Source organism: Acinetobacter seohaensis, assembly GCF_056431365.1.
This window is the reverse complement of record NZ_JBWKMK010000019.1, coordinates 1-24098: the sequence shown is the minus strand read 5'-3', so window position 1 is coordinate 24098 and position 24098 is coordinate 1. Positions and strand designations below refer to the sequence as shown.

Genomic DNA, 24098 nt, shown 5'->3' with positions numbered 1-24098 from the left:
ATTACTGACAAATCAAATCCAATTGTCTGGTTTGTGGAACAGTGCCTGCTTTAAGTTGAGGGACTTCAAGTGAACTATGGCAAACTTTTCCACCTTTGGTTTTAACCTTAAGCATATAACTGCCTGCTTTCACACCATATAAATGTACTTTTCCATCGCTGCCCACAGGTACAAATTCAGTTGCATCATCACTTAAATACACTTCACTGCCCTGCACAAAGGTCTGCTGATCGGGCGTAAGTAAACGCAATATGATCAAACCTGTACGCTGAACAGGGAAATTCACTTTATAGCCACGTTGATTCATGCCAATCACTTTTTGGCTTGAATATTCAAAGCTGTCATACATATCTAACTGGTCTTGATCAAAAGACACGTCGTAATTGACGTAAGGCACAATGTCATGCACAAACGCATAGCCGTGTTGATTGGTTTTACCAACAGGTGTTAAGGCACGCTGCACTTCCACATTTGGAATATCGCCAACATTCACCAAAGCAAAAGCATTGTCTACATATTTGGTCATGGCCCATTTACGGTCTAACCACACTACTGCACCCTGATAATTGGCTTGACTGTAGCTAAAGCTCTCACTTTCATCGTGGCTTAAATATAAATTTCCCATCGGCATTTTCAGGGCGGTATAGGCATTTACTCCGACATCCCCTTCAGCTTGTTGGTGACGCACAGCAAGGGTGTAATCCACACCATTTTGCGTCAGGCTGCTCTGTGCATAACGCAACTGAGTTTGCTCATCAAAATTATGTGAAAGCTGCGCGCTGCGACGTTGGTCAAATTGATAATTCAGCGTTAAATATGCCCCGTCGCTATCCTGCATTTTCAAATCTTTATAATAAGAAAACGACAGTGAAGTTTGACGCCCAAACATACGAGAAAAACCGACTGTAAGCATTTGACTATCTGCAAAGCTATTTATTGCGTTGGGATGATAACGGCGCTCTAGATAGTTCACATTTAAGGTATTAATGAAAGGAATATTGAAAATACTGACATAAGCTAAGTTGTCGTATTCCACTGTTTGCGTCATATCGCTATAACCCAAACCACGATATTCAGGACTGTAGTATTTATGACTTGCACCAAGTGCAAGCCGACTTCCATTACGGCTTAACGAAGCGCCAAAGGTATAACCATCGCCCCAATCACTGTGGCTAGACGCAGCATGCGTATCTAACAAGGCATATTTACTGAGAGATTGCGTCCATAGCAACCCGACATTCTGCATATCTTTGCTATAACTTAAATTGGTTCCTAAAGTCGTGCTGTCTGTAATTCCACGTCTGAAATAAAGGTTGCCAAAAAACTCCCGATAATCATCCGACACGTAGTCGTAGTCATAACGCAGCTTTCCTGCAGAAAAGTTGTATTCGTTCAGTCCTGGTTTGAGTAGTTGCGTGGTGACATAAACTGGAAAAGATTGCACGGTACGATTTCCCAATACATCTTCCACCACCACTTGCGCCTCGCCCGACTGCTGAATATTGGCACCCGTATTTAAGGTATAGTGCCCAGGCGTCACTTGTTGCTGATATAAATTGATGCCATTAATGTATAAATCGACGGTGGATGGCAGTACAGCACTGCCTCTTAAGGTGGGTACATTCCAATAAATAAAGTCTGGATAACTGCTAAAATTTGAACCAAAAGACACACCACCAAATCTGAATGTATCTAATAAAGGATTGTAAACGCTAGTGTTATCACCCAAAGTTAAACGCTGATAACGAGATGGAAATTCTATTTCAAAACTGGTATTCAAACGCAGCAGCTTATCTTGATCTTGTTCTGCCTCTTTGCGATACATCATGCCATTTTTAAAAATCCAGTAATCTTTAAAAATACCAAGCTCCGCCAAGCCATTTAATTCATTGTAATTATCATAACGTGCATACAGCACATCATAATTTAAAAAACCGCCCAACTCTGCTTTAGACGGAATCGCATGGGTTTGGCTCAATTGTGCATCTATAAAATAGCTGGCAGGTACAGTTAATTTAATCGCTTGCAGCGCAAAATCTTGCTCAGACTGAATTTCATTGGTGGTTACAGAACAGAACTGAGTTTGTGCGCTGTGTTTTTGTAAACGGTCTTGCTGTAAACCGAGTTGTTGCAAAACCTCGCATTCCATATAGCGTTGCCCATCCTGCTGCAACACTAGACTTTCAATGACACGATCTACGCCATTTAGCCAGACACTATTCAATGCCATTTCAGTATTGGCAGCATTGGCGGGTAATGGTATCCCCCACAGGACACATTGCAGCGCAAAAAACAGTCGAGTTCTATGCATGATTTAGCCCTTCATTTTTAACTCAATGGCTTGCTCACTTTTATCTGTTTCAAGTTTGAGTATGTAATTTTTCAAATCACTGAGTTTGATTTGCCCCATATCAAAGCTGTGTTTTTGTTGATTTAACAAATATTTCATTTCACGTGTGGTTGCGATGGGTTGTTTTTGTTGGTTTAAAATGCTGATTGAAGAAATTTGCACATGCGATGCAGCATGATTTTCTATCTCTAAAAACAAATGGTCGTTTTGATAACGCGGGGTTGCAGTCACCTGAATGGCATCTTGCTTACCCACAAATAAAGGAACAGAAATCGTAAATAAAAATTGGAGAGCGTCTTCTTCCACCACAGGGGCAATTTCTTTAAAAACAATACGCCAAGTTTTTTCTTGCGCCATTTCTTCCTTAGAAAGTGGTCGGCTAAAACCTACGCGTATCACTTGTTGTGCATTCGGTTGTAAAACAAAGTTTTTAGGATTAATTAAGATGTCTTGTTCTGGTTCTAGCACATCTTCACCCTGTGCATTTTGCGACCATTTGTAGGCAGACATTTCAAAGCTTTTCGGTTCAGTAAGATCGGTGGCTTCCATGACTACTGTTGCACTGCGCTGTCGTGCTTTATCGCCCAAATACATTTGAGTCGGTGAAATCACCAAATTTGCATAAACTGCCTCTGCACATAAACAACTTGCGACCAGCACATATTTCAATAATTTTTTCATGCATCCCCCAACAATGTCTGATTACGCTTGTCTTTAGACTAAAAAGTTGACTCCACCCTGTCGGTAAAGCCAACTGATTCAGATTGCGTTCAAGTGAATTAGAATGACACTCGAATGTTGTATTTATCGGTATAGGTACCCGCTGGTTTAGAAATACCTACACCGTCACTTTTAACCAAGACATTGTAAGTACTCCAGCCATTGTTGCCTGGCGCAATATTGGTTTGCTGATCGTTTAACTGAATCAAAGATGGTGAACCCGCACGTTTGGTTTCAACCGTTAAGCCCACTGCATGATTACCTGATTTGGCTGCAGATTTGGTTGTTTTGCCTCCACCAACACGGTTGTCGGTATCGACCAATAAGTTGTAGTTTGCATTCGCCCCAACCATAAATTGACCAGAAGCTTGTGCACCATCTTTTAATGAGATACTTGGTGTTTTCACTTTCAGCTCACAGCGCTTAGGCACAATCACTTGAATTGGAATACTTCCTGTACATGGCCCTTCGTTACATACTGGGGTTGGCTTAGGGTCTGGTTTAGGATGATGATTACTACCCGCCATTGTTACCGTTGAAAAAGCTCCGAAAACAATCAAAGCAGCAGCAGTTTTAATAAATTTAGACATGTCACTTCTCCATAACTCTTATAAAAAACCATTTTTTAATCATTCACTCGCTTGAGATATCGTTAGAATTATTGAAACTCAATCCTTAGCAAGTTTCTTCATTTTAGGTATTTCTCACAAAAATCCATCTATACGCCCCATTTCACACAATTTTTAATAAACTTTGAATTTCAGCAAATTACGAGATTAAAGTACTGTTTTAAATGACATCGCAAAAAACTAGGGAGCAGCTCACTCCCCAAAATTTGTGATCCAAATTTTAGGGATAATGAAAAATATATATTTATTTACATTTAAACCAACACATTGTTTTTATTTAACTTTAATAACATTTTTATTTTAACTTTTGTTACATTTTGAGTGGATTTATTTTTGAAAGAATGGTCAAAATTCGGTTTCTAGTCTAATTTTTACTACACTTTTCACGTATTTGATTCACTATCTCCTATCACATTCGACAGATTGAGCGTTTTTTAACATCAAATCTCACCAATTACAGGGATTGCCCTTCGCTATGAAAAATAGTCAAGAAATTAGAACAGGTCGTCACTGTGTTTTTAATATGCACGTTCACTTGGTATTTGTGGCGAAATATCGTAGAGATGTTTTCACCAATGCCATGCTTGAAACGATGCGTGAAGTATTTGAACGTGTCTGCTTAGACTTTGAAGCTGAGTTGGTAGAGTTTGATGGTGAACATGATCATGTTCATCTGCTTGTGAACTACCCACTTAAAATAGCAATTTCTAGCTTAGTAAATAGTTTAAAGGGTGCTTCCAGTCGCATTCTAAGAACCAAACACCCTGACATTAAAAACAAGCTATGGGGCAATGCCCTGTGGTCTCCAAGTTACTTCGCTGCGTCATGCGGAGGTGCGCCAATCGGAATTATTAAACACTATATTCAGCAACAGCAAACACCGCATTAATGGCTTACGCCAGTCGCTTATATCCTCGGGCTGAACCCCGAGGTTTTACACTCCAACGGATAAAACCCCATTCAAACCATTGCCTGAACGGGGTCATCACACCTGAGTCAATCATCTTAACTCAGGTACACACGCCTGACTTATTTAACGTAAGTCAACCAATGTGCATATTTGTCATTCTTGCCTTGAACTGCGTCAAAGAAAGTTTTTTGAATTTCAGTGGTAATTGGGCCACGTGAACCACAGCCAATTACACGGTCATCGTATTCACGAATTGGGGTAACTTCTGCTGCTGTACCTGTAAAGAAGGCTTCATCGGCAATGTAGAATTCATCACGCGTAATACGGCGTTCAACTACTTCATACCCCAAGTCTTTAGCAATGGTGATCACCGTTTGACGCGTAATACCATCTAAAGCACCGCCTGCGATGTCTGGTGTATGTAAAACGCCATCTTTAATTAAGAATACGTTTTCGCCAGAACCTTGGCATACATAACCTTGTGGGTCCATCAACATCGCTTCATCATAGCCTGCTTGCGCTACTTCTTGGTGTGCAAGAATAGACAAAGTGTAGTTACCAGAAGCTTTGGCTTTACACATAGTCACGTTTGGATGGTGATGCGTAAACGATGAAGTTTTAACGCGAATACCTTTAGCCATCGCTTCTTCACCCAAGTATGCACCCCAACCCCAAGCCGCAACAGCGGCATGAATGGTGTTATTGGTTGCAGCAATACCCAGTTTTTCAGAACCAATCCAAATTAATGGACGTAAATAGCACGATGAAAGTTTGTTTTCACGTACCACATCAATTTGCGCCTGTTCTAAAGCTGCTTGATCAAATGGTACTTTCATTTGATAGATTTTTGCAGAGTTTAACAAACGCTTAGTATGGTCCTGAAGACGGAAAATCGCAGTTCCGTTTGGCGTTTCATAAGCGCGGACACCCTCAAACACACCCATACTGTAGTGTAAGGTATGCGTTAAGACGTGAATTTTTGCATCACGCCAGTCAACCAATTGTCCATCTTGCCAAATAAAACCATCACGATCAGCCAAATTCATGGCACACACTCCAAATGTTTATACAATAGTCATTTTAATCCAACGCAGACATAGCAGTCGGATCAATTAATCTTTGCCATAACTTGCAAACGACCTCACGGGTATCGTACCAGTCCGCAGCATTGACTTGCATGGATTGATTTGCAAGGGCTAAGCGGTGGCTTTCGGCTCGTTCACGGAGATAAGCTTGAATCAATGCTGTCGCATCGTCGCTGGATAAGCAACCTGTTTTTGCGGCATCTTCAAGGATTCTTACGTTGTCGGAATAATGGGCGAGATCAGGATTCGACCCACTCCAGGCTAATACCGCATACTGTGCCATAAATTCGATATCAACGATACCACCTGCATCCTGTTTTAAATGAAAAATTCCATCTTTTTTTTGCTCTTTAGATGAACCCAAATGATCTTTCATTTTTTGACGCATTTTCAGCACTTCACTGCGGACATAAGCTTCATCTCGCGGCTGGGTTAAAATCTGACAACGCAACACTTCAAACTTGTCACGTAAACATTGCTCACCCGCAATACTGCGCGCACGCACTAAAGCCTGATGCTCCCACAGCCACGCACTTTTCAGTTGATATTGCTCAAAGGCCCGTAAACTGGTCACCAATAAACCCGCATCTCCCGAAGGACGTAAACGGGTATCGACATCATAAACTCGACCATCTAAAGTTTGCGTGGTCATAAGCGAAACAAACTTTTGCGCAACCCGCATGGCAAATTCAAAACCACTGATAGGTTTCATCCCATCGGTATCGGCCTGCTCATCCATGGCATGCACAAAGACCAAATCCAAATCTGAACCATAGCCCAACTCGATCCCACCGACCTTACCATAGCCAATAATCGCAAAGGCATTATGTTCTAAACCACAGCGCTGCCCTTCACTGTCGAGTGGATAACCATGCTTTTTGGCCGTAATTTGATACGCCAATTGTAAAGCTGCATTTACTGTTACTTCGGCAATATCGGTTAACGCATCTGACACTTTCATTAAGTGACTTTCTGCCAGTACATCGCTGGCCGCAACTGTTAATACGTTGGATTTTTTGAATAAACGTAGCACCCGCATGAGGTCTTCAACTTCATCCAGTTCAATGCGCAGCAATTGTTGGCGCAAAGAATCTTCCAAATCGCTGCGTTTTGGCAATTCAAAATCCATAGATAAAAATTCATCCAACAACACAGGATATTGCGTCAATTCTTCACAAATCCACGGGCTGACTGTGGCCATTTTTACCAAGCGTTGCAGTGCCCCCTTGCTTTCAATCAGCATGACCAAATACACGGTACGACGCAGAACAGATTCGACCAGTGGCATTAAACGCATCAATGCCATTTGTGGATTTTCTGACTGCAACACTGCTTCAATCAAGTGTGGCCAAAAGGTTTTTAAACGCTGTAAAGCTTTGGCGGTGAGTTTTTTAATGGCGTGTCCATACCAGAACTCATGCACTAAATTTTTCGCTTGATCGTCTAGTACCGCATCGAGCTGTTTTTCTAGCTGACTGTAATTTTCCAGCAAAGAATCGGGTTCATTTTCTTTAATTAAATGCTCAAACTGATAAATGACTTTGACACGCTTTTCATTTAGGGTCTGCATAAAGCTGTCCCAATCGGCAAAGCCCAAAGTATCGCTAATGCGTGCGCGTAACTCAGGTTCAGTCGGTAAAGCTTGGCTTTGCTGATCATTCAAGGCTTGAATGGCATGTTCTACTCGACGCAGGAATAAATAGGCATCTTCCAAATCCAGTACGGCTTGTGGCTCTAGCAATTCAGCTTCGCCCAAATGGCGCAAACTCACCAAACACTGGCGGTCTTGTAATTCTAGTTTTGAACCACCGTAAATCAGCTGAAAAACCTGCACAATAAATTCAACTTCACGAATACCGCCCGCGCCCAATTTAATATTGTCTTCAATATTACGACGCTGCACTTCGCGCTCAATCATGGCTTTCATTTCGCGCATGGCTTCAAAGGCGGTGTAATCGACATATTTGCGGAATACGAAAGGTCGGGTCATTTCCAGCAGTTCATAACCTTCTTGCCCACCTGTGATAATACGTGCCTTAATCCAAGCATAGCGTTCCCATTCGCGTCCATGCTGGCTTAAATATTTTTCCAGTGCGACATGGCTAATCGCCAAAGCAGAACCATCGCCCCACGGGCGTAAACGCATATCGACGCGGAAAACAAAACCATCGGCGGTGATATGATCTAATAGATAGATCAGTTTTTGTCCCCATAAAATGCAGAATTGCTGCACTTCAATACACTTGCGTCCATTGGTTTCGCCTTGTTCATCAAAGGCAAAAATCAGGTCGATGTCGCTGGATAAATTCAGTTCCTGCGCACCATGTTTACCCATGGCGACCACAATCAGGTCTTGGACTTTGCCGTTATATCCCATCGGTTCGCCATGCTTGGCAACCAACGGAATCCGCGCAAAATCTTTGGCAACTTGCACACAAATATCGGCAAAGTCTGAAAGTTCCTGTGTCAACGTCACCACATCGGTGAGTTGGTTGGCATCTTGCCAAATCCAGCGGAACATTAAACGCGCGCGTAAAATTCGCAGGGTTTTCATCCACAAGGTTTCATCTTGAATGTCTTGTAAAGTCGAAATCACCAGTTGATGAATGTAGTCTGCGCTCAGCGGTTTTAGGAATTGGTCAATTGCATAATCCTGCTGTAACAGGCTTTCGTGATTTGCCAAGACTTGTTCTGCATATTGACTGGCATGTAACGTTTTTTGCAATTGTTCCGCATTCATTTTTAAGACCTAAAACCCAGTTTTATTTTGAAATATTGTCAACTCATCTATTTATAGCAGCAGATGCGCCAAAGAAGAAAATAAAATTACAGCAATCTGCAAAATACCTCTTGCTTAAAATGCAGCGATAAAAAAACCGAAGCCTAAACTTCGGTTTTATCTGCTTGATGCAATGCTTATTCAGCATCTAGCATTAATTCTGCGCTCATACCAACCGTGTTAAAACCTGCATCGACATACAGAATTTCACCAGTAATACCATTCGCCCATGGTGAGCAAAGGAATAATGCCGCATTACCAACATCTTCAATGGTCACGTTGCGTTTTAAAGGTGCAACTTTTTCATTGAGGTCTAACATTTTACGGAATGATTTAATGCCTGATGCAGCAAGCGTACGAATCGGACCTGCAGAAATTGCATTCACGCGAATACCGTCAGCACCCAAGCTTGAAGCCAAGTAGCGTACACCTGCTTCTAAAGATGCTTTCGCCATACCCATGACGTTGTAGTTTGGCATCACACGCTCAGAACCTTGATAAGTCAAAGTCAATAAGCAACCTTGGCGTGCTTGTAATAATGGTTTTGCAGCACGTGCCATCGCAATAAAGCTATAAGCACTAATATCATGCGCAACTTTGAAACCATCACGATCTGTAACATCGGTAAAGTCACCGTCTAAAGTATGCGCAGGCGCAAAACCAATCGAGTGAACCAAACCATCCAAACCATCCCAGTGCTTTGCCAAGTCAGCAAAAGCTTGCTCAATTTCTGCATCTACACCTACATCGCAAGGCAATACAATGCTTGAGCCAAATTGTGCAGCGAAGTCATCAACACGTTTTTTGAGTTTTTCATTCGGATAAGTAAATGCTAATTCTGCACCTTCACGATGCAATGCTTCTGCAATACCAAATGCGATAGATAATTTACTTGCAATACCAGCAATTAAAAAACGCTTACCCGCCAAAAGACCTTGTGCCATGTGAAACTCACCTTGATATATTTCGCAGTATCATGCCAATTCTGAACGCATAGTGAAATTGCATAATGCGCCTTTTTTTGCCGATTATGTAAAAACTCAATGGCGTTTCAAGTGAGTGGTAGATGAAATCACAGGATTGATCTGCAAGCGGTGGTGTACAATCTTGATTAAAAACCTGCCCTACCACTTGGCATAATGCTGTTCAAGCAAACCGTATTCGTTTAACAAAATAATTTCGGTGCCGTCTTGTTGAATAGTACCGCTAATCTTGGCTTGCCATTGGCTAAACTGACTGCCGACCAGACGCAAATTCAGATTTTCATAACGGCGCCAACCTGTACTAACAGTTAAATTTAAACGATGATCCAGTGAACGAATACTCCACGAACCGTCATCTTCAGGCTGGAATAACACATCTGTTAATGGATACAGCACACCATTGATCCACAAGCAGTTTTCATTGCCAAAACTTTCATTCACTCCAGACGCCAGATTCAAGCCTACACGACGGTTTTCGGTATCCCAGAAGTTACACGACAACCAAAACCATGCCGTTTCAGGACGTAAAAAACCGCAGGTGTCATCTAAAGAAGCAAAGGTGCGTTCATGGAATTGAATGGTTTGTCCGATTTTATTGACAAAATAGCCTTCACAGCCGAGCGTGGTCAGTTTTTGGGTGTACGTCCAACCATTAATACCCGTTGGGCTACACATACTCAGCGGGTCTGTGCCTGCACAAAATATCCGCGCACTGAGTTTTATTTCACCGTATTTGGTCACGCGGATATAACGCACACCATTGGCATGTTGAATTTCAATTTGAAATGGTGATTTTTCAAAAAAACTTTGATTAAATAACGGTTGCTCATCTAAAACAGTATTACGCGATAATAAATTAATCGCATTCCATTCCTGTACTTCTCCCGTCATGTGATTATAAATATAGACAAAACCGTGCCCTGCCCAAGCAATATCGGCAATCGCAAGCCCAATGGTATAGTGTTCGTGCTGAATACTACAAAATTTAAACTTTTTATATTTTAATCGCTTACGCCAACCTGACAATACCTCACCATACGGTGATTTATATTGGTAAGCCTGATAATCAATTTTTTTGGGAAGTTCACTAAAGCGTCCATAATGCGGTTGTCCATTCGCCTGAATTAAATCCATTGAAGACATTCCCTGTTGTCTAAAAACAATTCATCTTTGGTCGTATTATGCCTACAAATGCATGTACAAAAAACTCGCAGCTTATGATTTTGTTCAAAAAACTATAAAAACATAGATTGTTTTACCATTTTAAGACCTGAGCGCTTACTAAATATACAAAATATAAATTAATCTATTTCTGCCTCAATATTCTGAATACTTTTAAGCATCAGCATTCAAAGTCAGATAGGTATTTTCCCAGCGATTGCCTGAAAATGACCCTTCAACCAATTGCACATAGCGACCATGCACCTGATCTATCGCAATACAATCATCTACCTCTAAGACCCGATCGGTATGTTGTTTTTGCCAGTGCTGGGCAAAATAGGCTTTACCACGCTGTTTTGCCACCATTGGGTTTTGCGCCACCACCAAAACATAACGATGTAACTCACCAAACTCTCGCGGATCATATCCACCTAAATTAATTAAATACAGTCGGTTTTCTGCCTGATTCGGCTGCGCATCGGTAAATTTTAAATAGTAAGATTTGCCTTCAAACTCAACACCATTAATTTGCGCCCATGCATCAATATGCAAACCTTTCGGCTCTGCAAACCAAGCCTGCTTGAGTTGAGGATAGGTCTGTTCTAAAGAATCTCCTACAGCGAGTACTACATCATGCACTTCAGTATTGGCTCGCGCATGACGCCCACCTAACATGACGATAAATAAACTGGGCATATCCGACTCCTACGCAAATATCCTAAGCTTGATTGCTTTTAGAGTTGATGATTTTTAAGCTTGATCATTTAAAGTAACGAGAATTTTTTAATTCTCCAAATAAAAAATCGTGCCGAATTGCTTCAGCACGATTGAATTGAAATACAGCATGCTTTATTTCAAGCAGCTTGCGATTTACATATCGACCATTTCCACGCCATCAATGCGGGCAACAGTCATTAGGTCCTTATCACCACGACCTGAAACGGTTGCAATAATAATTTGGTCTTTATCCATCGTTGGTGCAAGCTTGCTCACATAAGCCATAGCATGCGAGCTTTCTAAAGCAGGAATAATCCCTTCGATACGGGTTAAATCACGGAAACCTTGCAAGGCTTCTTGGTCATTGATTGGCACGTAATCGACACGGTGCATATCTTTCAGGAAGCTGTGCTCTGGCCCTACCCCTGGATAATCCAGACCTGCAGAAATAGAGTGAGTTTCGATGATCTGACCTTGTGCATCCGACATTAAATAAGTACGGTTGCCGTGTAATACGCCTACGTGTCCTGCATTCAATGGTGCAGAGTGTTTGCCTGTTTCAATGCCTAAACCTGCGGCTTCAACACCATACATCTTCACTTCGGCATCGTTCAGGAATGGATAGAACAAGCCCATGGCGTTAGAGCCACCACCTACACACGCCACCAATGCATCAGGTAAACGACCTGCCTGCTCTTGAATCTGACGACGCGCTTCACGACCAATGATCGACTGGAAATCACGTACCAATTGTGGATATGGGTGTGGGCCAGCGACTGTACCAATCACGTAATATGTAGAGTCAACATTGGTCACCCAATCACGCATGGCTTCGTTCATGGCATCTTTCAATGTTTTAGAACCGCTTTCCACAGGCACAACAGTTGCACCGAGTAAACGCATACGATACACGTTCATGGCCTGACGTTTGACGTCTTCTGCACCCATGAACACCACACACTCTAAGCCTAAACGAGCAGCAATGGTCGCAGTTGCTACACCGTGCTGACCTGCACCTGTTTCGGCAATAATGCGTTTTTTACCAGACAGTTTTGCCAATAATGCCTGACCAATGGTGTTATTCACTTTATGTGAGCCAGTATGGTTCAAATCTTCACGTTTTAAGTAAATTTGCGCACCACCCAACTTTTTTGACCATCGCTCAGCATAATACAAAGGACTAGGACGACCTACATAGTAGGCGAGATCGCGGTCGAATTCTGCCAAAAACTGCGGATCATCTTTCATGCGGAAATACAGTTTTTCTAAATCTTGTAAAGCCGCCATCAGCGTTTCTGACACAAAACGTCCGCCATGGATCCCAAAATGCCCTTTTGCATCTGGGAATTGGGTATAGTCAATCACTGAGTTATTGTGATTTGTACTTTGCTGATCCACGTTGGACTCCTTGCATGAAGCTTTCTATGAGTTGTTGGTCTTTAATACCTTTTGCAGACTCTACCCCACCACTGACATCAACAGCATAGGCTTGAGTCGTCTGTATTGCATCTTCAATATTTTCAGGGTTTAAACCACCCGCCAAAATTAAAGGAATATCGAGTTTGGGGAATTTTGACCAGTTAAAACTGTGTCCTGTTCCACCTTTCAATTCTGGATGCCACGCATCTAAAAGTACTGCGCTTGCCCCTGCCTGTTGGTAGCGTTTCACTTCTGCGACAACATCCAGTTCAGGTTTCACCTGAATGGCTTTGTACCATCGACGTCCAACTTGCTCTGCTATTTGCTGGCTTTGCAACGGTGTTTCATCACCATGAAATTGCAGAATATCTAAAGGCACTTGTTTCAGTACAGCGGCAATTTCATCAGCCGTTGCATTGACAAATAAACCAACCACTTGCACATAAGCGGGAATGTTTTGCAGCAAGCCTTGTGCTTGTTCAATGTTCACATGGCGCGGACTTGGAGGATAAAACACCAAGCCAATTGCATCTGCACCCGCATGTACCACACTGTTTATATCTTGAATTCGCGTGATTCCGCAAATTTTGGCACGGGTACGCATCGTTTTGAACTCTAATCCTGATTTTCAATCTTCATTTTGCTGATCTTGCTGTATGCGACTTTTAAATTGTCTGTTCCCACAAACAAAATCAGATATTAGGGCGAATCATTGTAATGCAATTTTCAGAAGTTGAGTGAAGTTCAGGCGGATTATTCTACATTTCCGTTGTTTAAAAGCTGAACAGACTTTATACTTCGCGCAAATGCAACGAGTTCTAGCTTTGAGCTTTAGGGAAGTTGGTGAAAGTCCAACACTGCCCCCGCAACGGTAACCATGAAACGTATATCGATTTAAATCTTATGATTTACACCACTGTATGAACAATATGGGAAGGTGGATATACAGCGAAGCAATCATTGACTAAAAGATGCTTGGCACATTGTAGTCCGGAGACCTGCTTGTTGTGCCCTTAACTCAATCATTCACGTGGGGTGAATGTATGGAGCAAAGTCATGTCTACTCTTTTTCAGCCTACTGCTTTAGTGGGCGCAATTGCGCTTGCAATGGGTTTCTCTACGTCTGTATCTGCACAAGACAGTTCTAATGTTGTCAATGCATCTTTAGACACTTTAGTCGTTACCGCGACACGTTCTGAAGAAAAAATTGGTGATGTGCCTGCGCGGATTTCTGTGATTGATCAAAATGCGATAAAAAAGAATCCTGCTCTCAATTTATCTGACTTAATCCAACAAGACCCTTCTGTTTATGTGAAACAAAGCGGGGGTATGGGGCAAATTTCAGAAATTGGACTACGTGGAACTAAAGCCGTACATACCCTAGTATTAAAAGATGGTGCTCGCTTAAATAGCCAAAATGAGCTTGGTCCACTTTATCCTGCATATTTAGATACTTCGGATATTCAACAAATTGAAATTTTGAAAGGCCCAGCTTCCGTTCAATATGGTAGTGATGCAATTGGTGGTGTAGTTCAACTTATTTCAAAAAAACCTGTGAAGTCTGGTGCAGAATTAACTGGCATCTATGGTGAAAACAATACTTATAAAACCATTCTAAAAGCAGATTTAGTCACAGATCAAGGATTCTATGCTCAAGTAGGTGGACAACGCTTAGAAAGTGATGGAACTCGCATTTTTGAAAGCCAAGATAAAAGCGACAATGCCAGCTACGATCAAAAAGGCTACAATGCTAAAGTAGGCTATTTCCAGCAAAATCAGATTGATGCCTCTGCTTCGATTAGTGAAAATAAAGGAACCAGTATTTTCAGTAATGACTACATTACCAATACAGCTCCTCGTAATTTTGTAAATCGTGTCATTAATGCAAAAGTTGATTACAATATTCTGCAAAATTTAATTTTAGGCGCTCATTTTGCAAATGTTCAAGATAAGCAAGATGTACCTGCCTACGGTTCAAAATACGATACAGAAAACAATCAAACTGACCTAAACCTGAAGTGGAAGTTTACTCCACATCAAAATATTCTGATTGGCACAACTTATAATGATGCAAACTATCAAACCAATACTATTATTAATAATGATCAAAGCGTAGCAAGTACAGGTTATTATCTACAACACCAATTTAAAAATGAACTGTTTGACACCCAAGTTGGGCTACGTGTAGAAGACAATGAGCTTTTTGGAAGCCACACAGTAGGTCAAGGTGCTATTCGCTATCATTTCCTGCCTAATGCAAGCGTTTATGCCAATATTGGCAGTGCATTCCGTGCTCCAACCCTGAATGAGCTATATTCTCAGTGGGGCGGAAATGAAAATTTAGAACCCGAAGAAAGCATCTCTTATGAACTCGGTTTTAATTATGCTATTACGGATAATCTAGCAACTAGTTTTTCTGTTTATCGCACCAATGTGGATAACTTAATCGTCTATAGCGACAGCATGAATCAAAATGTTGGGGAAGCCAATTTTACAGGCGGTGAGGCAGGTCTTAAATGGAAACAAGACGATTTATTCCTCGCGACAGAATATGCTTATGTTGAAAGTGAAAATAAAGCAACAGGTTTAGAGATTGCTTATCGACCTAAACAGACATTCACATTAACTACTGGATTAGAAAATCCAGTCTATGGCATTAGTACGTCGTTAATTGCACGTTCGCACTCAAATGCAAGTAATAGCGCAAATAGTATAAAAGTTCCAGGTTATGCAACCGTCGATTTCAATGCTTATTGGAATATTAACCCAACGGTTAAAGTCTTTACTAATATTCAGAACATTGGCGATGTGCAATATCGAGAAGTCTATAAGGCTGCAAGCTCTTGGGACAACTTACCAGAAGATTGGTACATCAACGGCGGTCGCCTCGCTTCTGCTGGTGTAACTTTCCGCTACTAAAACCGGCATAACAACAAAAACTTTAAAACAGCGCAGTTTATGGATAATGTAATGACCGACATTATCCTTTTTTATTGCGCCAACTTTTATTTCTTACGACCAAGTAAACGCAACTTTCACTTTCAAACAAGGAACGACCATGGGCCACCGCTTAAGCAAAATTTATACCCGAACAGGCGACTCAGGCACAACAGGACTGGGCGATGGCGCACGTGTTACCAAAGACGACTTACGCATTCATGCACTGGGCGATGTCGATGAACTCAATGCCTGCATAGGCGTTTTGCGCTCACAAATTACACATAGCAACATTCAAGACAAAAACACTTGGGACAAATCGCTCAGCCTGATTCAGCACTGGCTATTCGATTTAGGCGGTGAAGTCTGTATCCCCAATTACCACCTCGTACAACCGCTTGCGATCGAATACTTAGAACAAGACATTGACCGCATGAATGAAAGCCTGCCAATGCTCAAAGAGTTTATTTTGCCTGCAGGTACATTGGCATGTAGTTATGCACATCAAGCTCGTGCCGTATGCCGTCGTGCAGAACGCAGTTTAATGACCGTACACAACCGTGATCAAAATATTCAGGCACCGTCTTTGCAATTACTAAACCGACTATCTGACTGGTTATTTGTGGCATCTCGCAGCTTGCAACGTGCCGAAGGAGGCAGCGAAGTATTATGGCAAAAGAACATCAATGACAGTATTGGTAACTAACATTACAAGCTAAAATCGGAAACTAAAATAAAGCCCTGATTTTGCATCTAAAAAATCACGTCGGATGCTGCTTGATCTTTCAAAGCATCCGACCAAAATAAGAGTTGTCATCTCTTTGTCACGTCGTACTTGCATAATGAAAGCAAACTTTCAATTCATGGGCACATTATGCGCATAATTGGTCATCGTGGTGCGCGTGGCGAAGCGCCTGAAAACACGCTTGGTGGTTTTGAATACATTCAAAATATTGGCATTCGTGCGGTTGAGTTTGATGTGCGTCAACTCAAAGACAATGCCTTGGTGGTGATACATGATGATCAATTCATTCGCACTACAGGACAAGACAAAGCGTTGTATGAATGTAGTCTGGAAGATTTAAACCATTATAACCATGCGGTGATGTGGTCGGACTGGAATAAAGTCGAAACCACCCCCCTACTCAATCAAACCATGACCATTATTCAAAATTTTGATCATATTGAAGTTGAAGTCAAAGCGGTCAACTCGCATGCCGATGCTGAAAAAATTACCCAAAGTTTAGAGCAACATTTACAGGGTTTTGAACATAACGCTATCATCACCAGTTTTGATACAAAAATTCATTGGGTCTTGCAACAACAAAAATCACGCTTTAAACGTGGTTTATTGGTTGAAGATGATTTGCAATATCAAGCCATTGACCAGGCTTTAGCATTAGGCTGTTGCCAAATTGGTTGGATGAATGAACTCGCAACTGATGCACTCATTCAGGTCACACAACAAGCCAAACTGAATATCAGTGTTTGGACAGTCAACCAAATTGAACGTGCCAAACAACTTAAAGATTTGGGTGTTCAGGGTTTAATTACCGATTATCCTAAACTGATGATGCAACACTTGTAAGCGGCACAACCTCAAATATTTTGATGGATAAATAATTGATTTATTGTGCTTGTTTGGCTGCCGAATACCATATCTCCGTAAAATCTCGCAGAAGCCATTATATTCTGTTACCACACAGTACAATACAACTGTACAATAATGCTGTGATCGTGAATACGCTCATGCTAATATGCGAAAAGATTAATCCCCATAAAACTTAATACTATGATTTCAATCTACAGATCGGTCATAACGTTGTAACGGATTAAGGTCCATTTATACCTCCCAAGGTTCTAGGAGTGCTGTTGGAGATGAATGCTCCCCTACCTCAAGCCCCAATTAACTGGGTCGCTGTGTTTGCTCTGGTGGTTTTACCCATTGTAGCTGTTATCGCGATTCCGTTATATGCGTATCACCATGATTTTAGCCTTGCCGCTTGGATCAGTATGTTTGTATTACTTGGCGTAAGTAGCTTGGGTATTACAGCAGGTTATCACCGTTTATGGGCACATCGTGCTTATGAAGCGACTTTACCTTTAAAAATCATTTTAATGATTATGGGAACATTTGCCGTTCAGAACAGTATTCTGTATTGGGGTTCAGGTCACCGTACCCATCACCGTCATGTCGATGACGTCGAAAAAGACCCATATTCAATTAATAACGGCTTTTGGTATGCGCACATGGGCTGGATGTTACGTGACTATCCTGCCGCAGAGCCAAACTTTAAAAATGCACCAGATTTGTTAAATGACAAGTTGGTGATGTTCCAACACAAATACTATATTCCGCTCGTGATTGCAGTTCACGTTGGTATTTTGGTGCCAATAGGTTGGGCTGTAGGCGATATTTGGGGCGTGTTGTTATTAGGCGGTTTAATGCGTCTGATTTTAAGCCACCATGTTACTTTCTTTATTAACTCACTATGTCATATGTGGGGTTCGCGTCCATATACTGACGAAAATACCGCGCGTGATAACTTCTGGTTAGCAATTGCCACTTGGGGCGAGGGTTATCATAACTATCACCACATTTTTCAGTACGATTATCGTAATGGCGTAAAATGGTGGCAATATGACCCGACTAAATGGTTAATTTGGACATGCTCGAAGTTGGGCTTAGCGAAAAACTTACGCCGTATTCCAAGCTTTAATATTAAAAAAGCAGAATTGGCGATGCGTTTTAAATATGCAGAGCAAGACTTGGCGGTCTATGGACACAATGTAAATGATGACATTGGCCAAGTTAAAAGCCGTATTTCGCAAGAATATGATGCCTTTACTCAAACTCTGAACGATTGGGCAAAGTTAAAAGAGCAAGAAATTCAGGCGAAAAAAGCATCAGTAGCTGAAAAAATCCACCAAATAGATGACAAATTAAAAGTTGAATTCCAATTGGTTGAACAGCGCCTTTCACACCATCGTGAAACCTTGAATTTACTCACGCGTAACCTGAAAAAGAATCCTGTATCTGAATAAACCTCCTGTCTGATGCAATGCAGAAAGCCCTGATCTGTTCAGGGCTTTCTGCATTTTTAGACTACAGTTTTTAAAGCCTAAGTTTGCTATAGTGAAACTCACTTTGTACCAAAGCTCTCTCACTATGCAATTTAATCCACGTTATCCGACTCTGCCCGCCCGTCTTTATCACATGCAGCAGCCTTTACCTTTAAAAGGTGCAAAAGCAGGACACTTTAATGCTGCATTGGCAAAAGAACTGCAATGGACAGCCGAAGAACAACAGCACTGGATTGAATTTTGCAGTGGACAAACCACCTTTCAGGAATTTCCTGCTTTGGCAATGGTCTATGCAGGACATCAATTTGGACAGTGGGCAGGTCAATTGGGAGATGGACGCGGTTTACTCATTGCGCAAGTTTTGGATACACAACAACGTACCATTGACCTGCATTTAAAAGGTGCGGGGGCAACGCCTTATTCTCGTATGGGCGATGGACGTGCAGTATTACGTTCCGTGATTCGTGAATATTTGGCAGGTCATGCTTTAAATGCGCTTGGTGTGCCATCCAGCAATGCCGTTGGATTTACCTCATCCACTCAAGGCGTACAACGTGAAAAATTAGAACTAGGCGCAATGCTATTACGCACATCAGACTGTCATATTCGCTTGGGACATTTTGAATGGATCAATCAGTATCAACCTGAATTACTGCCTGAATTTGTGCAAAAGTGTATTGAATGGCACTACCCAGAATGCTTGGCAACCGAACAGCCGATACTCGCTTTTGCCACCCAAGTCATTCAGCGTACAGCAGTGATGATTGCGAAATGGCAATTGGTCGGTTTTGCGCATGGCGTGATGAACACCGACAATTTAAATATTACAGGTTCAACACTCGATTTTGGCCCTTATGGCTTTATGGAGCGTTTTCGCCCGAACTGGATCAATAACCATTCGGACTATCAAGGACGTTATACCTACCAACAACAACCGAGCGTAGCACACTGGAATTTATGGGTCTGGTTAAATAATTTAATTCCACTTGAGCAAAGCCCTGATCAAAAAGAACACTGGAAACAAGCACTGGCAGCATGCTTAGAACATTTTGAACCCACTTTTTTGGAGCATTACAAACTCGGCTTATGCGAAAAAATGGGGTTGCCAAGTTTCCACAAAGACAGTTTTGATTGCGCAACCAATTTCTTACGCATTTTGCAAAGTGAACAGCTGGATTACACCCAGAGCTTTATCCGCCTACAAAATAAACAATATACTGAAATACTGGATGATTGTTTGGATCGTCGTCAGTGGGAAAGCTTTTTGGCGCAGTATTTACAAATTCGTGAACATCAGGATACCGATGCCTTAGATACTGCTATGCAACAAGTCAACCCTCACTATATTTTGCGCAATCACATGGCACAAAAGGCGATTGAGCACGCAGAACGTGATGATTTTTCAGAAGTTGAGCGTTTATTTAATTTGCTCAGCCAGCCGTATATTCAGCAAACGGCATTGGAAAAACCTGAAGATTTAGCACCTTTGCCAAGTGATGTGCCAGAAGTGATGGTGAGTTGCTCATCTTAATAGCCTTGTTGCACAAATGCCTAACACTATGATTTTATTAAAAATATCAACAAACCTTTAAAAATTAGTGTCTTGCAAAATGTTTATGCAACAAAGCCTTTGTCCTGCTGAACAATTGATTGTACAAACTACAAAATTTAGCTGTGATGTGAAATGACAAATATTTTATCTAGCCCATCCCTCTGTATTAAAGATGGACTAGATTAATTTTTTCTACTCATCAGGATATTCAAAACGATAACCTACACCATAAACCGCTTGAATCCACTCATGTCGATTACCTGTTTCGGCAGCTTCAGTAATTTTACGGCGCAAGTTTTTAATGTGGCTATCGATCACCCGATCTGCCACTTCAAAACTGTCAGGGTTAATATGATCTAACAATTGCGCACGTGAATACACCTGCCCAACATGCTCTAAAAACAATTCCAATAAACGGAATTCGGTTGGGGTCAAATTCAAGGTTTTTTGCTGATACCAAATACGCTGCTGCGCTTTATCCATACGGAACAAAGACTGATCTTCGGGCTCAGCCTTACGTTCCAAACGGCGCAACACCGCTTGCACACGTGCCACCAATTCTTTCGGGCTAAAAGGCTTACACACATAGTCATCTGCGCCCATGTTTAGACCCAGTACCCGATCAATTTCTTCAGTACGTGCCGTGACCATAATAATAGGCACATCAGACTGTTCACGCACTTTGCGGCAAATGGTCAAACCATCCATACGCGGTACCATCAAATCTAAAATCATCAGGCTCGGTTTACGCTGCAAAAAGCTGTCATAGGCTTCTTGCCCATCATGAAACATACTGACTTCAAAACCAGCAGCTTCTAAATAATCTCGCACCAATTGGGCCAGTTCAATTTCATCTTCAACCAGCAAGATATGTTTCATGCACGATTCCTTAAAGTCCTTCAAGATTTGATTGTTTTAGGAAAGCTTAATTTGCAACGTAAACCACCCAACGGTGAATGTGCAAAACTTAACTCTCCGCCCAATGCTTTGGCAATTTTGACCGATAAAGCCAGACCTAAACCTGTCCCGCCTGTGGCACGTGTACGCGAATCATCGACACGATAAAAACGCTCACCCAAACGTGCCAATTGTTCATCACTTAAACCAAACGGGCTGTCATCTACATACACTGTCCACTCGGTTGGGCTTTGACTGGTGTGAATATGCACCTGCCCACCTGCTTCAGTATAGCGAATACTGTTACTCAATAAGTTGAGCATAATTTGTTTAAAGCGGTCTATATCCAATTGTAAATGCGTGCCTTCACCCGACACGATCAAGTCCAACTGTGCCTGTTCAAATTTCGGCTTAAAGCTTTCGATTTCCTGCTCAATCACTTGCCATGGATCAATGCTCGAGAAATAGCATTTCAGCTGCATGGCTTCGGCTTGCGCCAAGTCCGATAAATCCTGTGTGAGTTTTTTCAGACTATTGACCTGATGCATCATCGCAGCCAAATGCTCTGGTGTGGCTTTGCGGATACCATCTTGCATGGCTTCAATTTGCGCCTGCAACACCGCCAATGGAGTTTTTAATTCATGTGAAGTATCTGCCACCCACTGACGACGTGAAGTTTCATGTTGATCTAAAATCACCGCCAAATGATTCAATTCGGTAGATAAATCACCCAACTCATCATTACGATTGACCTTGACCTGATGCTGATAATTGCCTTTGGTTAATTCACGTGTACCATTTAATAAGCGCTGAATTGGCTTTTTAAAATAGGTCGCCAATAACAACGCAGCAACCAAGCTCGCCAAAATACTTAAAACATAAACCAATAATAAATAACGAGTTTGTTTACTAAAAAAGTTAATACTTAAAGCATCTTCCTGATCTAACACAGGTTTTAAGCCCAGATAACCCACGATTTTTTCACCGACCATAATTGGACGATAGGAAATTTGAGTTTCAGCAGGCTCTCCCACTACAAATTGCCGCTGGGCATCATATAAAGATAAGCGTGAACTCAAGCCTAAACGGTCAGGCATCGAAATAAATTGTTTTTTTCCAGATGATTCTGTCGTGTTTTGGTGTCCTTCATTTTTACGATCAGGACGGAAAGCATTCTGATTGGCACTCAAAGGAAACACTAAACCTTCAAATGGCTGAAATTGTGAAGGTAAATTCAGCTCTAACCAGCGAAGTTCTTCCGCATTGGCTTGTCGTTTGCCTGGCTCAGGCTCGACTACACTTGAGTTTACATTGGCCAGGGTGTGTTCCTGAAAATAACGCTGCTGCAAAGCAATGTCATACTGACGACGTAACCACCACCGAGATAAACGGTCATAATCATCAGGCGCAGCTTCACCTTCAATTTGGAGAATTTGCGCCTGAATGGCATTGCCCCAATCGTGATATACCGCATAGACTTCTGCCAAGTTTTGAGTGAGCAAGTCCAGCTTTTGCATTTCGACATCGGCCACATATTTGCTGAAGTTTCGCTGCATATTGACATGCAATACCCCCAAGCTGACCGTGGTAATTAGCAAGGTCGTCAGCAGCACTGTTAAGAACAGGCGTAATGCGATGGGTATACGGCGAATTTTCAAAAGCGCAATCTCAGCTTTTTTTGTCGATTTTGAGCATTGTAACCAACAGTGCTAGAAAAAACTCTCCATTGTTTCTACATCTTTATTATTTAATCTTTAATCATCCAAAATCACATGCTCTTGTATGGGGGAGTTTAAAATGAATAAGATGACAAAAATTGCTTTAGCCACTGCCAGCGTTTTATCTGTAGGTGCGCTGACTGCCTGTCAATCCACCCAAGCACCAAAAGATATGAAGCAGTCGCAATATATGCATGGTCATTATCAAAAAAACCGTCACATGACGCCTGAACAACGCAAACAATTTGAAAAAATGCGTACTGAACGTAAACAAGTCATACAAGACATTAAAAAAGCCTGCGATGGCAAAGCGGTGGGTTCAGTAGTCCAAATTAAAGCAGGTGAGCAAACACTAGAAGGCACATGTGCGATTACATTTAAACCGAACCGTGATGAAATGAAACGTGGTGAACATCACCCAATGCGTCGCGATAAAGCAGATCGTGGTGAATTCCGTGGCATGCATATGCATCGTGGCGAACCACTAACCGATGCGAAACGTGCTGAGTTAACCCAGCAATACGATCAACGTTTAGCTGAACGTCAAGCGCGTCAACAAGCTGCGACCAAAGCCTGCCAAGGTCAAACCGATGGTAAAGCTGTGCAGCTAAAAATCGGCATACAAACAATAGATGGCAAATGTATCGTTCACTTCCAACCTAACGCACCTGTTTCAGCACCGGATAAGGCTGCTTAAGCCACTCTAAAAAGCTTGACTTCCTCACCTCCCTAAACGGAGGTGATTCCTACTGCTAGACGCTTAAGCCCAAGCGCAAGTATGTTCTTAGAACTATTTAAATCCCGATCATTGGTATTTAAACAGTTTTCACATTCCCATACTCTTATTCGCAAATNCTATCACTATATGAAAATTGTAGAGCTTGTGTTCTACCTAAAACTTCTAAGTTTGTCCGAAAGAGTAAGTCTACAATTTTCCCCTAATTACTCCTTTCAACTCTGAACGGTAACTAAGCACTTTGATGCTGTATTCACAAGGTTAGATCGTGATTAGTGAGTAATTAAAACACTAATGGATTGTAGAGGTACACATGATTACATTGGGTATTGATGTCAGTAAAGCCAAAATTGATTGTTGTATTTTTCCTTCTGGTCTAACTGGAAAGAGAAAAACCAAAAGGTTTGATAATGCACAATCT

The 24098-nt window shown here is 41.7% G+C and carries 19 protein-coding genes, 2 pseudogenes and 1 riboswitch; of the genes and pseudogenes, 8 read left to right on the top strand and 13 right to left on the bottom strand.

What is annotated here, in order from left to right:
• Position 1: 1 nt before the first annotated feature.
• The 3 genes from AC07E5_RS02440 to AC07E5_RS02430 form a co-directional block, all read right to left on the bottom strand.
• Positions 2-2311 (bottom strand): fimbria/pilus outer membrane usher protein, encoded by a 2310-nt coding sequence (locus tag AC07E5_RS02440; protein ID WP_416652110.1) that lies wholly within the window; start codon positions 2309-2311, stop codon positions 2-4.
• 3 nt (positions 2312-2314) lie between these two features.
• On the bottom strand, positions 2315-3031 hold the full coding sequence (locus AC07E5_RS02435; RefSeq protein WP_104852477.1) for a fimbrial biogenesis chaperone: 717 nt from the start codon (positions 3029-3031) through the stop codon (positions 2315-2317).
• A 98-nt stretch (positions 3032-3129) separates the two neighbouring features.
• Positions 3130-3660 carry a hypothetical protein gene (locus AC07E5_RS02430; protein WP_104852478.1) on the bottom strand — a complete coding sequence of 177 codons (531 nt, stop codon included), beginning with the start codon at positions 3658-3660 and terminating at the stop codon, positions 3130-3132.
• A gap of 514 nt (positions 3661-4174) precedes the next feature.
• Between AC07E5_RS02430 and tnpA the strand changes: the two genes are divergently transcribed.
• Positions 4175-4588 carry an IS200/IS605 family transposase gene (gene tnpA, locus AC07E5_RS02425; protein ID WP_286395957.1) on the top strand — a complete coding sequence of 138 codons (414 nt, stop codon included), beginning with the start codon at positions 4175-4177 and terminating at the stop codon, positions 4586-4588.
• Between the two features lie 140 nt (positions 4589-4728).
• Here tnpA and AC07E5_RS02420 read toward each other — a convergent pair whose 3' ends face one another.
• The 7 genes from AC07E5_RS02420 to AC07E5_RS02390 all read right to left on the bottom strand — a co-directional run bounded on the left by AC07E5_RS02420 (position 4729) and on the right by AC07E5_RS02390 (position 13357).
• Positions 4729-5655, bottom strand: a complete 927-nt coding sequence (locus AC07E5_RS02420) for a branched-chain amino acid transaminase (RefSeq protein ID WP_004975074.1) — start codon at positions 5653-5655, stop codon at positions 4729-4731.
• 34 nt (positions 5656-5689) lie between these two features.
• On the bottom strand, positions 5690-8434 hold the full coding sequence (gene glnE / locus AC07E5_RS02415) for a bifunctional [glutamate--ammonia ligase]-adenylyl-L-tyrosine phosphorylase/[glutamate--ammonia-ligase] adenylyltransferase (RefSeq protein WP_498624559.1): 2745 nt from the start codon (positions 8432-8434) through the stop codon (positions 5690-5692).
• Between the two features lie 176 nt (positions 8435-8610).
• Positions 8611-9417 carry an enoyl-ACP reductase FabI gene (locus AC07E5_RS02410; protein WP_004975071.1) on the bottom strand — a complete coding sequence of 269 codons (807 nt, stop codon included), beginning with the start codon at positions 9415-9417 and terminating at the stop codon, positions 8611-8613.
• Positions 9418-9597: 180 nt separating this feature from the next.
• The gene (locus AC07E5_RS02405; protein WP_498624558.1) at positions 9598-10590 is read right to left on the bottom strand and encodes a DUF2804 domain-containing protein; all 993 of its coding nucleotides are present in this window, start codon (positions 10588-10590) and stop codon (positions 9598-9600) included.
• Between the two features lie 201 nt (positions 10591-10791).
• The gene (locus AC07E5_RS02400) at positions 10792-11313 is read right to left on the bottom strand and encodes a DUF1543 domain-containing protein (protein ID WP_096901526.1); all 522 of its coding nucleotides are present in this window, start codon (positions 11311-11313) and stop codon (positions 10792-10794) included.
• 174 nt (positions 11314-11487) lie between these two features.
• The gene (trpB, locus tag AC07E5_RS02395; RefSeq protein WP_498624557.1) at positions 11488-12732 is read right to left on the bottom strand and encodes a tryptophan synthase subunit beta; all 1245 of its coding nucleotides are present in this window, start codon (positions 12730-12732) and stop codon (positions 11488-11490) included.
• Positions 12704-13357 carry a phosphoribosylanthranilate isomerase gene (locus tag AC07E5_RS02390; RefSeq protein WP_498624556.1) on the bottom strand — a complete coding sequence of 218 codons (654 nt, stop codon included), beginning with the start codon at positions 13355-13357 and terminating at the stop codon, positions 12704-12706. The genes trpB and AC07E5_RS02390 overlap by 29 nt, the downstream gene beginning before the upstream one ends.
• A 192-nt stretch (positions 13358-13549) precedes the next feature.
• Positions 13550-13773: riboswitch (cobalamin riboswitch) on the top strand.
• A 36-nt stretch (positions 13774-13809) separates the two neighbouring features.
• Here AC07E5_RS02390 and AC07E5_RS02385 point away from each other — a divergent pair.
• The 5 genes from AC07E5_RS02385 (at position 13810) to AC07E5_RS02365 (ending at position 20305) form a co-directional block, all read left to right on the top strand.
• Positions 13810-15672: a TonB-dependent receptor plug domain-containing protein gene (locus AC07E5_RS02385; protein ID WP_498624555.1), complete on the top strand. Its 1863-nt coding sequence runs from the start codon at positions 13810-13812 to the stop codon at positions 15670-15672.
• 139 nt (positions 15673-15811) lie between these two features.
• On the top strand, positions 15812-16396 hold the full coding sequence (locus AC07E5_RS02380; protein ID WP_498624554.1) for a cob(I)yrinic acid a,c-diamide adenosyltransferase: 585 nt from the start codon (positions 15812-15814) through the stop codon (positions 16394-16396).
• Positions 16397-16564: 168 nt separating this feature from the next.
• Positions 16565-17278: a glycerophosphodiester phosphodiesterase gene (locus AC07E5_RS02375; RefSeq protein WP_498624553.1), complete on the top strand. Its 714-nt coding sequence runs from the start codon at positions 16565-16567 to the stop codon at positions 17276-17278.
• 290 nt (positions 17279-17568) lie between these two features.
• Positions 17569-18735, top strand: a complete 1167-nt coding sequence (locus AC07E5_RS02370; RefSeq protein ID WP_498624552.1) for an acyl-CoA desaturase — start codon at positions 17569-17571, stop codon at positions 18733-18735.
• Between the two features lie 124 nt (positions 18736-18859).
• Positions 18860-20305: a protein adenylyltransferase SelO gene (locus AC07E5_RS02365; protein ID WP_498624563.1), complete on the top strand. Its 1446-nt coding sequence runs from the start codon at positions 18860-18862 to the stop codon at positions 20303-20305.
• Positions 20306-20518: 213 nt separating this feature from the next.
• Here AC07E5_RS02365 and AC07E5_RS02360 read toward each other — a convergent pair whose 3' ends face one another.
• Positions 20519-21205 (bottom strand): response regulator, encoded by a 687-nt coding sequence (locus AC07E5_RS02360; RefSeq protein WP_236162605.1) that lies wholly within the window; start codon positions 21203-21205, stop codon positions 20519-20521.
• 20 nt (positions 21206-21225) lie between these two features.
• Positions 21226-22881, bottom strand: coding sequence for a sensor histidine kinase efflux regulator BaeS (gene baeS / locus AC07E5_RS02355; RefSeq protein ID WP_498624551.1), 1656 nt, complete (start codon positions 22879-22881; stop codon positions 21226-21228).
• A 139-nt stretch (positions 22882-23020) separates the two neighbouring features.
• On the opposite strand from baeS, the gene AC07E5_RS02350 reads away from it, so the two are divergent.
• The gene (locus tag AC07E5_RS02350) at positions 23021-23638 is read left to right on the top strand and encodes a hypothetical protein (RefSeq protein ID WP_498624550.1); all 618 of its coding nucleotides are present in this window, start codon (positions 23021-23023) and stop codon (positions 23636-23638) included.
• A 32-nt stretch (positions 23639-23670) separates the two neighbouring features.
• Here the strand turns inward: AC07E5_RS02350 and AC07E5_RS02345 are convergent.
• Positions 23671-23793, bottom strand: a pseudogene (locus tag AC07E5_RS02345) (RNA-guided endonuclease TnpB family protein); the annotation flags it as partial.
• Between the two features lie 197 nt (positions 23794-23990).
• Here AC07E5_RS02345 and AC07E5_RS02340 point away from each other — a divergent pair.
• Positions 23991-24098: pseudogene (locus AC07E5_RS02340) on the top strand (IS110 family transposase); the annotation flags it as partial.

Coding starts and splice junctions, on each gene's coding strand:
- AC07E5_RS02440 (WP_416652110.1), bottom strand. CDS start 2,311: ATGCATAGAACTCGACTGTTTTTTGCGCTGCAATGTGTCCTGTGGGGG.
- AC07E5_RS02435 (WP_104852477.1), bottom strand. CDS start 3,031: ATGAAAAAATTATTGAAATATGTGCTGGTCGCAAGTTGTTTATGTGCA.
- AC07E5_RS02430 (WP_104852478.1), bottom strand. CDS start 3,660: ATGTCTAAATTTATTAAAACTGCTGCTGCTTTGATTGTTTTCGGAGCT.
- tnpA (WP_286395957.1), top strand. CDS start 4,175: ATGAAAAATAGTCAAGAAATTAGAACAGGTCGTCACTGTGTTTTTAAT.
- AC07E5_RS02420 (WP_004975074.1), bottom strand. CDS start 5,655: ATGAATTTGGCTGATCGTGATGGTTTTATTTGGCAAGATGGACAATTG.
- glnE (WP_498624559.1), bottom strand. CDS start 8,434: ATGAATGCGGAACAATTGCAAAAAACGTTACATGCCAGTCAATATGCA.
- AC07E5_RS02410 (WP_004975071.1), bottom strand. CDS start 9,417: ATGGCACAAGGTCTTTTGGCGGGTAAGCGTTTTTTAATTGCTGGTATT.
- AC07E5_RS02405 (WP_498624558.1), bottom strand. CDS start 10,590: ATGGATTTAATTCAGGCGAATGGACAACCGCATTATGGACGCTTTAGT.
- AC07E5_RS02400 (WP_096901526.1), bottom strand. CDS start 11,313: ATGCCCAGTTTATTTATCGTCATGTTAGGTGGGCGTCATGCGCGAGCC.
- AC07E5_RS02390 (WP_498624556.1), bottom strand. CDS start 13,357: ATGCGTACCCGTGCCAAAATTTGCGGAATCACGCGAATTCAAGATATA.
- AC07E5_RS02385 (WP_498624555.1), top strand. CDS start 13,810: ATGTCTACTCTTTTTCAGCCTACTGCTTTAGTGGGCGCAATTGCGCTT.
- AC07E5_RS02380 (WP_498624554.1), top strand. CDS start 15,812: ATGGGCCACCGCTTAAGCAAAATTTATACCCGAACAGGCGACTCAGGC.
- AC07E5_RS02375 (WP_498624553.1), top strand. CDS start 16,565: ATGCGCATAATTGGTCATCGTGGTGCGCGTGGCGAAGCGCCTGAAAAC.
- AC07E5_RS02370 (WP_498624552.1), top strand. CDS start 17,569: ATGAATGCTCCCCTACCTCAAGCCCCAATTAACTGGGTCGCTGTGTTT.
- AC07E5_RS02365 (WP_498624563.1), top strand. CDS start 18,860: ATGCAATTTAATCCACGTTATCCGACTCTGCCCGCCCGTCTTTATCAC.
- AC07E5_RS02360 (WP_236162605.1), bottom strand. CDS start 21,205: ATGAAACATATCTTGCTGGTTGAAGATGAAATTGAACTGGCCCAATTG.
- AC07E5_RS02350 (WP_498624550.1), top strand. CDS start 23,021: ATGAATAAGATGACAAAAATTGCTTTAGCCACTGCCAGCGTTTTATCT.